Here is a 13,682-nt window from a genome sequence, read left to right on the forward strand (position 1 = left end):
GCGCCTGAATTACAGGCCCAGGCGCTTGCGGCCTTTGGCGCGGCGCGCGGCGATCACGGCGCGGCCACCGCGGGTCTTCATGCGGACCAGGAAGCCGTGGGTACGGGCGCGGCGGATTTTGGAAGGCTGGTAAGTGCGTTTCATAGTGGTTCTCCGGGCCGTGGGCCTGGCGGATCGGTGCCTGTTGGCACCCCCGGCAGGGCGTTTGGGCCGTGGCTTGGCGGTTCGTGCAGCAAGGCTGCGGGGCTCCCGGCAACACCAATCCAGGTCAGTCACATTGCTGTGTAATGGCGTGGCGCATCGGGGAAACCCGGCATTATCGCAAATTCCGGGGCGAGGGGCAAGCTGGGATCATCGACAGCCGCTGAATGGGGTGTGGATAACTCGGTGCTGGCACTACAATCTGCGTCCGGTTGATGCCGGACTGTCCACAACAAGAACAACCTCCAAAGCCCGCCCATGATCGAGGGAACCCCCCCCGCCAGCCACGTCGAAGCCCAAGCCGATCTTTGGGACGCTTGTGTCGAACGCCTCGCGCAGGAAATGCCCGAGCAGCAGTTCAACACCTGGATTCGCCCCCTGGCTGCGCGCGTGATCGATGGGGGCGAGCGGGTGCAGGTGGCGGTGGCCAACCGCTTCAAGATGGACTGGATTCGCGCGCAATACGCCGGCCGTCTGACCGCCTTGTTGGAAGAGCTCGCGGGCCGTCCCGTGGCGCTGGAGTTGGCGCTTGCTCCGCGTGAAAGCCCCGCCAGACAAGCCTCCACGCCACGCAGCCTGCAAGATCAGGTGCTGGCCGAGTTGCCTGAAGTGGCCGCGCCCGCCGAGCCGGTGGCCGATGGCCAGAAACACCGCCTGAACACCGCGCTGACCTTTGCCACCTTGGTGGAGGGCAGTGCCAACCGCATGGCGCGCGCCGCCGCCATGCACGTGGCCGGCAGCCTGGGCCAGCTCTACAACCCGCTGTTCATTTACGGCGGCGTTGGCCTGGGCAAGACCCACCTGGTGCACGCCATTGGCAACCAGCTGCTGGCAGACAAGCCCCACGCCAAAATTTTGTACATCCACGCTGAACAGTTTGTGTCGGATGTGGTCAAGTCCTACCAGCGCAAGACGTTTGACGAGTTCAAGGCCCGCTACCACTCGCTTGATCTGCTGCTGATCGACGACGTGCAGTTCTTTGCCAACAAGGAGCGCACGCAGGAAGAGTTCTTCAACGCCTTCGAGGCGCTGCTGGCCAAAAAGAGCCACATCGTGATGACCAGCGACACCTACCCCAAGGGGTTGGTGGACATCCACGAGCGGCTGGTCTCGCGTTTTGATTCCGGCCTGACCGTGGCCATCGAGCCGCCCGAGCTGGAAATGCGCGTGGCCATCCTGATCAACAAGGCCGAGGTGGAGCACACCACCATGCCCGAAGAGGTGGCCTTTTTTGTCGCCAAAAACGTGCGCTCCAACGTGCGCGAACTGGAAGGCGCGTTGCGCAAGATCCTGGCCTATTCGCGTTTCAACCAGAAGGAAATTTCCATCCAGCTGGCGCGCGAGGCGCTGCGCGATCTGCTGTCCATCCAGAACAGGCAGATTTCGGTGGAAAACATCCAGAAAACGGTGGCCGACTACTACAAGATCAAGGTCGCCGACATGTACAGCAAGAAGCGCCCGGCCAGCATCGCCCGGCCGCGCCAGATTGCGATGTTCCTGGCCAAGGAACTGACCCAGAAAAGCCTGCCGGAAATTGGCGAGCTGTTTGGCGGGCGCGACCACACCACGGTGCTGCACGCGGTGCGCAAGATTGCCGCTGAACGTGCCCAGCTGACCGAGTTGAACCAGCAGCTGCACGTGCTGGAGCAAACGCTCAAAGGCTGAGTCGGCAGGCCCGGTACTTGAAGCACAATAGAACGTTGAATCGGCAGCCCAACCCCACATCCCAGAGACGGAAGACCCTCGCACATGATCGTTTTCAAATCGACCCAGGACAAGGTATTGGCCGCGCTGCAGTCGGTCTCGGGCATTGTCGAACGCCGCCACACCCTGCCCATCCTGGCCAATGTGCTGGTGCGCAAAACCGGCGGCCAGGTGCAACTGACCACCAGCGATCTCGAAATCCAGATCCGCACCACCGTTGAGCTGGGGGGCGACGAAGGCAGCTTTGCCACCACCGTGGGCGCGCGCAAGCTGATCGACATTTTGCGCACCATGCCGGCCGACCAGTCGGTCAGCCTGGAGTCATCGGCGGCCAAGCTCATCCTCAAGGGCGGCAAAAGCAAGTTCACCATGCAAAGCCTGCCGGCGGAAGACTTTCCGCTGGTGCAGGAGTCGGCCAATTTCGGCCCCGCCTTCAGCGTGCCACAAAAGGCGCTCAAGGGTTTGCTGGCCCAGGTGTCCTTTGCCATGGCGGTGCACGACATCCGCTACTACCTCAACGGCATTCTGTTTGTGGCCGAAGGCAACAAGCTCAGCCTGGTGGCCACCGACGGCCACCGCCTGGCCTTTGCCAGCGCCACGCTGGATGTGGAGGTGCCCAAGCAGGAAGTGATCTTGCCGCGCAAGACCGTGCTGGAACTGCAGCGCCTGCTGAGCGATAAGGACGACAGTGCCATCGAGATGCAGTTCGCTGGCAACCAGGCCAAGTTCACGTTTGGCGGCATGGAGTTCGTCACCAAGCTGGTGGAAGGCAAGTTCCCCGACTACAACCGCGTGATCCCGCGCAACCACCACAACATCATCGTGCTGGGCCGCGTGCCGTTGCTGGCCAGCCTGCAACGCACCGCCATCATGACGAGCGAGAAGTTCAAGGGCGTGCGCCTGAACGTCGAACCCGGCTCGCTGCGTGTGGCGTCCAACAACGCCGAGCAGGAAGAAGCGGTGGACGAACTCGACATTGACTACGGTGGCGACGCCATCGAAATCGGCTTCAACGTCACCTACCTCATCGACGCGCTGCAGAACATGTCACAAGACATGGTGCGCATCGAACTCAGCGATGGCAACAGCTCGGCGCTGTTGACCATCCCCGACAACGAACACTTCAAATACGTGGTGATGCCGATGCGGATCTGATCCGCACACCCCTTGAGCCATTCCGCCCGAACCCGCTGTGAGCGGGTTTGGTGCTTGTAAGAGAACCTGAAAGCCGCGCATGAGCACCGACAACACCCCGACGCCCGAAGAGCACTCCTCCGCCCAGCCGCCCATCGATGCCCACCAGGCTGGCGCCAGCGAAGGCTACGGCGAAGGCGCCATCCAGATCCTCGAAGGCCTGGAAGCGGTGCGCAAGCGCCCCGGCATGTACATCGGTGACACGTCCGACGGCACCGGCCTGCACCACCTCGTGTTCGAGGTGGTGGACAACTCCATCGACGAGGCCCTGGCCGGTCACTGCGACGACATCGTCGTGACCATCCACACCGACAACTCCATCTCCGTCACCGACAACGGCCGTGGCATCCCCACCGGCGTGAAGATGGATGACAAACACGAGCCCAAGCGCTCGGCATCCGAAATTGCGCTGACCGAACTGCACGCCGGCGGCAAGTTCAACCAGAACAGCTACAAGGTGTCGGGTGGCCTGCACGGTGTGGGCGTGAGTTGCGTGAACGCGCTCAGCAAATGGCTGCGCCTGACGGTGCGCCGCGAAGGCAAGGTGCACCTGCTCGAGTTCGCGCGTGGCTTTGTGCAGAACCGCGTGCTGGAGGTGGTGGACGGCTTCGAGGTCTCGCCCATGAAGGTGACGGGTGCCACCGAAAAACGCGGCACCGAAGTGCACTTCCTGCCCGACACCGACATCTTCAAAGAAAACAACGACTTCCACTACGAAATCCTGGCCAAGCGCCTGCGCGAACTGAGCTTCCTCAACAACGGCGTGCGCATCCGCCTGAAGGACGAGCGCAGCGGCAAGGAAGACGACTTTTCGGGCGCCGGTGGCGTCAAAGGTTTTGTGGAGTTCATCAACCAGGGCAAGAAGGTGCTGCACCCCACCACCTTCCATGCCACGGGCACCCGCCCGGCCGACAGCTACGGCGGCATCCCCGGCACCGAAATTGGTGTGGAAGTGGCCATGCAGTGGAACGAGAGCTACAACGAAAACGTGCTCTGCTTCACCAACAACATCCCGCAGCGCGACGGCGGCACCCACCTCACTGGCCTGCGCGCCGCCATGACGCGGGTGATCGGCAAATACATCGCCGACAACGACCTGGCCAAGAAGGCCAAGGTTGAGGTCAGCGGCGACGACATGCGCGAAGGCCTGTGCTGTGTGCTCAGCGTCAAAGTGCCCGAGCCCAAGTTCAGCAGCCAAACCAAGGACAAGCTGGTGTCGTCGGAAGTGCGCGCCCCGGTGGAAGACATCGTGGCCAAGACGCTGACCGAATTCCTGGAAGAGCGCCCCATCGACGCCAAAATTTTGTGCGGCAAGATTGTGGAGGCCGCCCGTGCCCGTGAAGCCGCCCGCAAGGCACGCGAAATGACCCGCCGCAAAGGCGTGCTCGATGGCATGGGCCTGCCCGGCAAACTGGCCGACTGCCAGGAAAAAGACCCGGCCCTGTGCGAAATCTACATCGTCGAGGGCGACTCCGCCGGTGGCTCCGCCAAACAAGGACGTGACCGCAAATTCCAGGCCATCCTGCCCCTGCGCGGCAAGATCCTGAACGTTGAAAAAGCGCGGTATGAGAAGCTGCTGACCAGCAACGAAATCCTCACGCTCATCACCGCTTTGGGCACCGGCATCGGCAAATCCAGCGCCGACGAATACAACCCCAAGAGCAAAAGCGGCGCCGACGATTTCAACATCGACAAGCTGCGTTACCACCGCATCATCATCATGACCGACGCGGACGTGGACGGCGCCCACATCCGCACCCTGCTGCTGACCTTCTTCTACCGCCAGATGCCCGAGCTGGTCGAGCGTGGCCACATCTACATCGCCCAGCCGCCGCTGTACAAGGTCAAGGCCGGCAAGGAAGAGCTGTACCTCAAAGACGCTGCCGCGCTCGACGGCTTCCTGCTGCGCATTGCGCTGAAGGATGCCAAGGTCGTCACCGGCGGCAGCGCCAGCACCACACTGGAAGGCGACACCCTGGGTGAACTGGCGCGCAAGCATCAGGTCGCCGAAGCCGTGATCGCCCGCCTCTCCGCCTTCATGGACGCCGAGGCCCTGCGCGCCGTGGCCGATGGCGTGGTGCTGAACCTGGACGACATGGAGCAGGCGGCTGTCAGCGCCGCCGCTTTGCAGGTGGTGCTGCGTGAACTCAACACCACCGGCGTGCCCGCCGACGTGGCGGCCGAGTTCGACGTGCGCACCGACAAACCCATCCTGCGCATCAGCCGCCGCCACCACGGCAACATCAAGAGCAGTGTCATCACACAAGACTTTGTGCACGGCGCCGACTACGCCGCCCTGGCCGAAGCCGCCAACACCTTCCGTGGCCTGCTGGGCGAAGGTGCCAAGGTGCAACGTGGCGAAGGCGACAAACAGAAAGAAGAGCGCGTGAGCGACTTCCGCCTGGCCATGAAGTGGCTCATCAGCGAAGCCGAACGCACCACCGCCCGCCAGCGCTACAAAGGCCTGGGCGAAATGAACCCCGAGCAGCTGTGGGAAACCACCATGGACCCCAACGTCCGCCGCCTGCTGCGCGTGCAGATCGAGGACGCCATCGAGGCCGACAAGGTGTTCACGATGCTCATGGGTGACGAGGTCGAGCCGCGTCGTTTCTTTATTGAGAACAACGCGCTGAGGGCGGGGAATATCGACGTGTGATTGCGTTTGTAGGTAGACGCATAAGCTGAGAAAAAAGACCCTTCAGTTGAGAAACTGATGGGTCTTTGACTTTTGGCTTCCGAAAACCAGTCACCGTCAGCTCTTCCTTGTGTCCGTCAAACGCTTTGCCCGACGGGCTTCTCTCGTTTACCCCTGGACGAAGATTGAACTGGCCACACTTGGGTCTCGCGCCGCTTCGCGGTACCAGCGCCCATCCCCCAGCATCATTTCCTGGTGGCCTTTGCCGGCCGGGATCATGGGGTAGCAGTTCTCTTGCTGGGCCACGCGCACATCCAGGAAGAAGGGGCCTTGGCTGACCAAGCATTCGGCCAGTGCTGCGTCCAGTTCGTGTGGTGCGTCCACCCGCCGCGCGCCCCAGCCAAAGGCCTTGGCCAGGGCCACGAAGTCGGGCAGGGCCGCGTTCCAGCTGTGGCTCAGGCGGTTGCCGTGGATGAGCTGCTGCCATTGGCGCACCATGCCCATGTGGCTGTTGTTGGACAGCACGACCTTGATCGGTGTGCCGTGCTGCATGGCGGTGGACAACTCCTGGATGTTCATGAGGATGGAGGCGTCGCCGCTCACGCACACCACGGTTTTGTCCGGGTGGGCGATCTGTGCGCCAATGGCCGCTGGCAGGCCGTACCCCATGGTGCCCGCACCACCCGATGTGAGCCAGCGCCGGGGGGCCTCAAAACGCAGGTGCTGCGCGGCCCACATCTGGTGTTGGCCGACGTCGGTGGAGACGATGGCATCCAGCGGTGCCAGATGTTGTTGCAAGGTGTGCATCAGCTGCTGCGGCAGGATCACCTCGTCGCGTGGCGTGAAGCCCAGGCTGTTGTGCCCGCGCCAGGCCTGGATGCGCTGCCACCAGGTGTCGAGCCGCTGGTCCTGGGGATGTGTGGGTGGGGGCACGGTAGGCAAGGCGGCCAACAAGGCATCCAACACCTGCGCGCAGTCGCCGTGCAGGGCCACGTCCACGGCCACCACCTTGTTGATGTTCTTCGCGTCGATGTCGATGTGGATCTTCTTGGCGCGAGGCGCGAAGTCGGCCAGCTTGCTGGTCACGCGGTCGTCGAAACGCGCGCCCACACAGACGATGAGGTCGGCGTGGTGCATGGCCTGGTTGGCCTCCAGCGTGCCGTGCATGCCCAGCATGCCCAGGAAACGCGGGTCCGACGCGGGGAAGGCGCCCAGGCCCATGAGCGTCAACGTGGTGGGCAGGTTGAACGCGCGCGCCAGCTGCGTGAAGGCCGCGCAGGCGCCGGGGCCGGCGTTGATGAGACCGCCGCCGCCGTACAACACCGGCTGGCGCGCGGCCAGCAGCAGCTCGGCCGCCTGCTGCAAAGCGCTCGATGGCGGCAAGGCGGGTGTCGACACCGTGGCTGGCACGTCGGCCACCGGCACCTGGGCCACGTTCTGCAACTGCACGTCCTTGGGCACGTCCAGCAGCACCGGGCCGGGTTTGCCCGAGGCGGCGATGTGCAGCGCCTGGCGCACGGCGGTGGCGGCCTTGTTCGCGTCGCGCAGTTGGTGGTTCCATTTGGTCACTGGGCGAGACAGGCCGATGGCATCGCACTCCTGAAAGGCCTGGGTGCCGATGACGCCCGTGGCCACCTGGCCGCTGATGCACAGCACCGGAATGGCGTCGCTGTGCGCGTCCAGCAGGCCCGTGACGGTGTTGCTCATGCCGGGGCCGGACGTGACCAGCACCACCCCCACACGGCCGGTGGAGCGCGCATAGCCTTCGGCCGCATGCACGGCGGCCTGCTCGTGGCGGACCAGCACGTGGCGCAGGGCGGGGCGCTGGTAGAGCGCGTCGTACAGCGGCAGGGCAGCACCACCGGGGTAGCCAAAAATCGTGTCCACCCCGCACGCCAACAGCGTGTCGAGCAGCAGCTCGGCGCCGTTGCAAGCCGTGGTGGGTGAGTCTGAAAGGTTTTCGGTGGTGTGCGTGTTCATGCGACTATTTTTCTGCGAATATGGCCGAATGTTTTCGATTTGTGCGGGGTAGTGCGGTGGCAAAGCCAAAAATCCATCTGCCAAAGCAGGATGTGGACGAAGCATCCCCGGTCAGCTTTGATCGCTTCGACATGGCCATCCTGCGCGAGCTGCTGGCCGACTCACGCAAGACGCTGCAAGAGATCGGTGCGGCGGTGAGCCTGTCGCCGACCACTTGCTGGAGCCGCATCAAACGCCTGGAGGCCGAAGGCGTGATCAAGCGCTACACCGCCGACCTCAACCGCGCCAAGCTGGGCTGGCAGGACACGGTGATCGTGCAGCTCACGCTGGACAGCCACACCGACGAGGCGCTGTACGAGTTTGGCCAGACGCTGGCCACCATCCCCGAGGTGATGGAGGCCTACCTGATCTCGGGCGACTACGACTACTTCATCCGCATCGCGGTGAAAAACACGCGCGACTACGAGCGCCTGCTGCGCGAGAAGCTCTACAAGATTCCCGGCATACGCCACAGCAAGTCCAGCTTTGTGCTGCGTGTGCTCAAGGACGAGCACGTGCCGCTGTGAGTGCGCCTGCGCGGGTCAGGCGCTGCCCAGCGGCAGCGCCGTTTTGTAGCGCACCTGCTTGAGCGCAAAACTCGAACGGATCTTTTCCACCTGCGCGATGGGCGACAACTGCTCCAGGATGAAACGCTCCAGCGCGGGGATGTCGGGCACGGCCACGCGCAGCAGGTAGTCGGCGTCGCCCGTCATCAGGTAACACTCCATCACCTCATCGCGCAGCACGATGCGTTGCTCGAAGGCCTCCAGCGTTTCGCGGTTTTGCTGCTTCAGGCTGATGGAGATGAACACGTTGAGGTGCAGGCCCAGTTGCTGCGCGTCCAGCAGCGCCACGTACTGGCGGATCAGGCCCGCTTTTTCCAGTGCCCGCACGCGGGCCAGGCAGGGCGAGGGCGACAAATGCACGCGTTTGGCCAACGCCACGTTGGACAGGCTGGCGTCGGCCTGCAGTTGCTCAAGAATCCGCAAATCGGTGGCGTCGAGGTTCATTTTGCTGCCATATAAAGAATTGGCGGCAGTTTATGTCGCTTGTTGGGGTGTATGTCCGTGTTTTAGGCGACACCTGCCAGCGGGCGCGGTCTAAAGTGGTGGGCCAGGAGACCCCCATGAGCCACCCCGATACCGACCTCGACCCGACCGAAACCCAGGAATGGCGCGACGCCTTTTTGTCGCTGGCCGCACAATCCGGCCCCGAGCGCGCGCGCCAGATGCTGGACGAACTGGCCCGCCTGGCGCGCAGCCAGCGCGTGGGCTGGACGCCCGAGCTCAACACACCCTACGTCAACACCATCGCGGTGGAGCAGCAGCCGGTGTTTCCCGGTGACCTCGCCATCGAGGAACGCTTGGCCTCGCTGATGCGCTGGAACGCGCTGGCCATGGTGGTGCGGGCCAACCAGGCCGAACTGGGCGGATCGAGCGAACTGGGCGGCCACATCGCCAGTTACGCCAGCGCGGCCGACCTGTTCGAAACCGGCTTCAACCACTTCTTCCGGGCCGGACGCCAGGGCGACCTCGTGTTCTTCCAGCCGCACAGCGCGCCCGGTGTGTACGCGCGTGCTTTCCTTGAGGGGCGCTTGAGCGAAAACGACCTCAAGCACTACCGCCAGGAAATCACCGCCACGGCCCAAGGTGCGCGTGGCCTCTCCAGCTACCCCCACCCGTGGCTGATGCCCGACTTCTGGCAGTTCCCCACCGGCTCCATGGGCCTGGGGCCCATCAGCAGCATCTACCACGCGCGCTTCATGCGCTACCTCAGCCACCGCAAGCTCCTCAACACGGCGGGCCGCAAGGTGTGGGGGGTGTTCGGCGATGGCGAGATGGACGAGCCCGAATCGATGAGCGCGCTCACCCTGGCCGCACGCGAGAAGCTGGACAACCTCGTCTGGGTGGTCAACTGCAACCTGCAGCGCCTGGATGGCCCGGTGCGCGGCAACGGCCGCATCATCGACGAGCTGGAAAAGCTGTTTGCCGGCGCCGGCTGGAACGTCATCAAGCTGGTGTGGGGCAGCGATTGGGACGGCCTGTTCGCGCGCGACACCAGCGGCGCCTTGGTGCGTGCCTTCGCCCACACGGTGGACGGCCAGATGCAGACCTTCGCCGCCAAGGACGGCCGTTTCAACCGCGACAACTTCTTCGGCCAGAACCCGGAGTTGGCCGCCCTGGCGCAAGGGATGACCGACGAGCAGATCGACCGCTTGAAGCGCGGCGGGCACGACCTGGTCAAGATCCACGCCGCCTACGCGGCGGCAGCCGCCCACACCGGCCAGCCCACCGTCATCCTGGCCCAGACCAAAAAGGGCTACGGCATGGGCACGGCCGGCCAGGGCAAGATGACCACCCACAGCCAGAAGAAGCTGGATGAGACCGACCTGATCGAATTCCGCAACCGCTTCAACCTGCCGCTCACCGACGAGCAGGCCACCGGCCTGGCCTTTTACAAACCTGCCGAAGACAGCGCCGAAATGCGCTACCTGCGCGAGCACCGCGAACTCCTGGGCGGTGCCATGCCCCGGCGCGAGACCGCGTGCGACGTGGTGCCCGTGCCGCCACTGGCCGGCTACGGACAGTTCGCCCTGAATGCCGACGGCAAGGAGATGAGCACCACCATGGCCTTTGTGCGCATGCTGGGCAACCTGCTCAAGGACGCGCAACTGGGCCCACGCATTGTGCCCATCGTGGCCGACGAGGCGCGCACCTTCGGCATGGCCAACCTGTTCAAACAGGTCGGCATTTACAGCAGCGTGGGCCAGCGCTATTCGCCCGAGGACATCGGCTCGGTGCTGAGCTACCGCGAGGCGCTGGACGGGCAGATTTTGGAAGAAGGCATCAGCGAGGCCGGCGCCATCGCCAGCTGGACGGCCGCCGCCACCAGCTACAGCGTGCACGGCCTGGCCATGCTGCCCTTCTACATCTACTACTCCATGTTCGGTTTCCAGCGCGTGGGCGACGCCATCTGGGCCGCTGCCGACCAGCGCGCACGCGGCTTCCTGCTCGGCGCCACCTCGGGCCGAACCACGCTGGGCGGCGAGGGTCTGCAGCACCAAGACGGCAGCAGCCACCTGGTGGCGGCCACCATCCCCAACTGCAAGGCCTACGACCCGGCCTTTGCGGGCGAGCTGGCCGTCATCCTGGATGCCGGCATGCGCGAGATGCTGGTGGAGCAGCAGGACGTGTTCTATTACGTCACGCTCATGAACGAGAACTACGCCAACCCGGACTTGCCGGGTGGTGGGGTAGGTGGCGCGGCAGAAGGCGTGCTCAAGGGTGGCTACCACTTCGGCAGCTACGGCCCTGAACAAGGCCAGCGCGTCACCCTGCTGGGGTCGGGCGCCATCCTCACCGAGGTGGTCCATGCCGCGCGGCAACTGGCCGAGCAGGGCATTGGCGTGGACGTGTTCAGCGTCACCAGCTGGAGCGAACTGGCCCGCGACGGCGAGGCCCAGGCCAACAACCCCTACATCGCCCAACTGCTGGCGCGCAGCAGCGGCCCCATCGTGGCCGCCACCGACTACGTTCGCGCCGTGCCCGAGAGTGTGCGCGCCTACCTGCCCACCGGCCGCTCCTACAAGACCTTGGGCACCGATGGCTTTGGCCGCAGCGACACGCGGGCCGCGTTGCGGGCGTTCTTCAAGGTGGATGCGGCCCACATCGTGGCGGCGGCGTGTGGTGCCTTGAACTGAGCACCGCGCTCCGACACCCCCAGCCCGCCCACCCGGCGGGCTTTTTTGTGGCCCAAGGGAAAACCCTATCGGTCTACTGATTAACTCGTCATACCATCACGCCAGTTCAAAACCCGGGCCGCTGGGGCCTGGTCGAGCAGACAGACGGAGTGACGATGAGCGCGAAGATTGCGTTGTTTGGTGCGGGCGGCAAGATGGGTGTGCGCCTGTCGCAAAACCTCAAGGGGTCCGCCTTCGAGGTGCGGCATGTGGAGCCGGGCGAGGTGGGCCGTGCCCGCCTGCGCGACGAGGTGGGCGTGGCCTGCGTGTCGGTGGACGAGGCGCTGGCCGGTGTGGACGTGGTCATCCTGGCCGTGCCCGACACCCTGATCGGCAAGCTCGCGGCCGACATCTCACCCAAACTCAAACCCGGTGCCATGGTGATGACCCTGGACGCGGCGGCGCCCTTCGCCGGCCACCTGCCGCAGCGCGACGACCTCGTCTACTTCGTGGCCCACCCCTGCCACCCCTCCATCTTCCACCCGCTGGCCCACGTGGATGGCAAGCCCGACTACTTCGGTGGTGTGGCCGCCCCGCAGTCCATCGTCAGCGCGCTGATGCAGGGCCCGGATTCGGCCTGGGAGCTGGGCGAAGCCATCGCAAAAACCATTTACCAACCCATCGCGCGGTCGTACCGCGTGACGGTGGAGCAGATGGCGCTGCTGGAGCCCGGCCTGTCCGAAACCGTGTGCGCCACCTTGCTGGACGTGATGCGCGAGGCCATGGACGAAGTGGTGTCGCGTGGCGTGCCCGCCGACGCGGCGCGCGACTTCCTGCTGGGCCACATGACCATCCTGAGCGCGGTGATCTTCAAGCAGATTCCGGGGCAGTTTTCCGATGCCTGCAACAAGGCCATCACCTTCGGCAAGCCCCGCCTGATGCGCGACGACTGGAAAAAGATCTTCGATCACGACGAGATCGCCGACAGCATCCAAAGAATCACCTGAGTTCACGCATTCCACCCACCCCGAGGAGACACACACATGAAAACCACACAGCTTGCCTTCGCCGTTGCCGCCCTGTGCCTGAGCGCCGCCGCCGGTGCGCAGACGGTCATGAAGATCAGCTATTCCACGTCCATCACATCGCACTACGGCGTGGGTTCTACCGCCTTCTGCGATGAGGTGGAAAAAGGCACCCAGGGCCGCTACAAGTGCCAGCAGTTCCCCAATGCCGCGCTGGGTGGTGAGCGGGAAATGATCGAGGCCGTGCAACTGGGCACACAGGACCTGGCCAACGTGTCCACCGGTGCCCTTGGCAACTTTGTGCCGGAGGTCAAGATTGTGGACATCCCCTTCCTGTTCCGCGACTACGCCCACGCCCGCAAGGTGATGGATGGTGAGTTTGGCCAAGACCTGCTCAAAAAGATGACCGCCAAGGGCATTGTGGGGCTGGCGTGGACGGAGAACGGCTTCCGCCACATGACCAACAGCAAACGTGCCATCAACCAGGCCAGCGATGCCAACGGTTTGAAGATGCGCACCATGGAGAACAAGGTGCACATGGAAGGCTACAAAACCTTTGGCATCCTGCCCACGCCCATGGCTTGGCCCGAGGTCTTCACAGCGCTGCAACAAGGCACGGTGGATGGCCAGGAAAACCCAATTCCCGTCATCCTGTCTGCCAAGCTGTCGCAGGTGCAAAAGCACCTCTCGTTGACCAACCACGTGTATTCGCCGGCCGTGTTGATCGTTGCGCCCAACATCTGGAACAAGCTCAACGACGCCGACAAGAAGGTGTTCTCTGAAGCCGCCAAGAAGGGCGCAGCGGCCCAGCGCAAGAAGGTCAACGACGACGAGGCCAACGGCATTGCCGAACTCAAGAAGGACGGCATGCAAGTGGTCGAGCAGGTCAACGGGGAGAGCTTCCGCAAAGCCGTGGCACCCGCGTACGCGCAGTACGCCAAAGAGTTTGGTGCCGACAAGATCGCGGCCATCCAGAACGTCAAATAAGCCTCCCGCCGCGCCCTGAGGGCGCGGCTTCATTTAGCACGTCGCCGTCCCGGCGATGGTTGGACACGCCATGACATCTTCCATCCTCCGCCTGGACCGCGTGCTCACCGGCGCCTGCCTGTCCCTCGCCTGCATCTTGCTGGCCCTCATTTCCTGCCTTGGCATGTGGCAGGTGGTCAGCCGCTTCGTGTTCTCGCAGCCCTCCACCTGGACGGAAGAGTCCATGCGCCGCCTGCTG

Annotated in this window: 10 protein-coding genes; 7 read left to right on the forward strand and 3 right to left on the reverse strand. The window is 64.1% G+C overall.

The genetic code is table 11. The annotated features are described in order from the left end of the window. Positions 1–9: 9 nt before the first annotated feature. Positions 10–144, reverse strand: coding sequence for a 50S ribosomal protein L34 (gene rpmH, locus ACFQU0_RS08030; protein ID WP_342131121.1), 135 nt, complete (start codon positions 142–144; stop codon positions 10–12). A 315-nt stretch (positions 145–459) separates the two neighbouring features. Here rpmH and dnaA point away from each other — a divergent pair, with 315 nt between their 5' ends. From dnaA to gyrB, 3 genes are all read left to right on the forward strand, one after another. After that, complete coding sequence (gene dnaA / locus ACFQU0_RS08035; RefSeq protein ID WP_382199650.1) at positions 460–1,866, forward strand: chromosomal replication initiator protein DnaA; 1,407 nt, start codon at positions 460–462, stop codon at positions 1,864–1,866. An 84-nt stretch (positions 1,867–1,950) separates the two neighbouring features. Then, a complete protein-coding gene (gene dnaN / locus ACFQU0_RS08040; RefSeq protein ID WP_382199651.1) occupies positions 1,951–3,060 on the forward strand; it encodes a DNA polymerase III subunit beta in 1,110 nt (369 codons plus the stop codon). A 79-nt stretch (positions 3,061–3,139) separates the two neighbouring features. Further along, entirely contained in the window at positions 3,140–5,755 is a 2,616-nt protein-coding gene (gene gyrB, locus ACFQU0_RS08045) for a DNA topoisomerase (ATP-hydrolyzing) subunit B (protein ID WP_382199652.1), read from the forward strand. A 147-nt stretch (positions 5,756–5,902) separates the two neighbouring features. Here gyrB and ilvB read toward each other — a convergent pair whose 3' ends face one another. After that, positions 5,903–7,714: a biosynthetic-type acetolactate synthase large subunit gene (gene ilvB, locus ACFQU0_RS08050; protein ID WP_382199653.1), complete on the reverse strand. Its 1,812-nt coding sequence runs from the start codon at positions 7,712–7,714 to the stop codon at positions 5,903–5,905. Positions 7,715–7,845: 131 nt separating this feature from the next. On the opposite strand from ilvB, the gene ACFQU0_RS08055 reads away from it, so the two are divergent. Beyond that, the gene (locus ACFQU0_RS08055; RefSeq protein WP_382199667.1) at positions 7,846–8,280 is read left to right on the forward strand and encodes an Lrp/AsnC family transcriptional regulator; all 435 of its coding nucleotides are present in this window, start codon (positions 7,846–7,848) and stop codon (positions 8,278–8,280) included. 15 nt (positions 8,281–8,295) lie between these two features. Here ACFQU0_RS08055 and ACFQU0_RS08060 read toward each other — a convergent pair whose 3' ends face one another. Beyond that, positions 8,296–8,763 (reverse strand): Lrp/AsnC family transcriptional regulator, encoded by a 468-nt coding sequence (locus ACFQU0_RS08060; protein WP_382199654.1) that lies wholly within the window; start codon positions 8,761–8,763, stop codon positions 8,296–8,298. A 116-nt stretch (positions 8,764–8,879) separates the two neighbouring features. Here ACFQU0_RS08060 and mdeB point away from each other — a divergent pair, with 116 nt between their 5' ends. From mdeB to ACFQU0_RS08075, 3 genes are all read left to right on the forward strand, one after another. Then, entirely contained in the window at positions 8,880–11,453 is a 2,574-nt protein-coding gene (gene mdeB, locus ACFQU0_RS08065) for an alpha-ketoglutarate dehydrogenase (protein WP_382199655.1), read from the forward strand. Positions 11,454–11,608: 155 nt separating this feature from the next. Then, a complete protein-coding gene (locus ACFQU0_RS08070) occupies positions 11,609–12,439 on the forward strand; it encodes a phosphogluconate dehydrogenase C-terminal domain-containing protein (RefSeq protein WP_382199656.1) in 831 nt (276 codons plus the stop codon). Positions 12,440–12,475: 36 nt separating this feature from the next. Further along, positions 12,476–13,444, forward strand: a complete 969-nt coding sequence (locus ACFQU0_RS08075) for a TRAP transporter substrate-binding protein (protein WP_382199657.1) — start codon at positions 12,476–12,478, stop codon at positions 13,442–13,444. Positions 13,445–13,682: the final 238 nt, after the last annotated feature.

Source organism: Hydrogenophaga defluvii (genome assembly GCF_042665235.1).
Taxonomy (GTDB): domain Bacteria; phylum Pseudomonadota; class Gammaproteobacteria; order Burkholderiales; family Burkholderiaceae_C; genus Hydrogenophaga; species Hydrogenophaga defluvii_A.

Coding starts and splice junctions, on each gene's coding strand:
- rpmH (WP_342131121.1), bottom strand. CDS start 144: ATGAAACGCACTTACCAGCCTTCCAAAATCCGCCGCGCCCGTACCCAC.
- dnaA (WP_382199650.1), top strand. CDS start 460: ATGATCGAGGGAACCCCCCCCGCCAGCCACGTCGAAGCCCAAGCCGAT.
- dnaN (WP_382199651.1), top strand. CDS start 1,951: ATGATCGTTTTCAAATCGACCCAGGACAAGGTATTGGCCGCGCTGCAG.
- gyrB (WP_382199652.1), top strand. CDS start 3,140: ATGAGCACCGACAACACCCCGACGCCCGAAGAGCACTCCTCCGCCCAG.
- ilvB (WP_382199653.1), bottom strand. CDS start 7,714: ATGAACACGCACACCACCGAAAACCTTTCAGACTCACCCACCACGGCT.
- ACFQU0_RS08055 (WP_382199667.1), top strand. CDS start 7,846: ATGGCCATCCTGCGCGAGCTGCTGGCCGACTCACGCAAGACGCTGCAA.
- ACFQU0_RS08060 (WP_382199654.1), bottom strand. CDS start 8,763: ATGAACCTCGACGCCACCGATTTGCGGATTCTTGAGCAACTGCAGGCC.
- mdeB (WP_382199655.1), top strand. CDS start 8,880: ATGAGCCACCCCGATACCGACCTCGACCCGACCGAAACCCAGGAATGG.
- ACFQU0_RS08070 (WP_382199656.1), top strand. CDS start 11,609: ATGAGCGCGAAGATTGCGTTGTTTGGTGCGGGCGGCAAGATGGGTGTG.
- ACFQU0_RS08075 (WP_382199657.1), top strand. CDS start 12,476: ATGAAAACCACACAGCTTGCCTTCGCCGTTGCCGCCCTGTGCCTGAGC.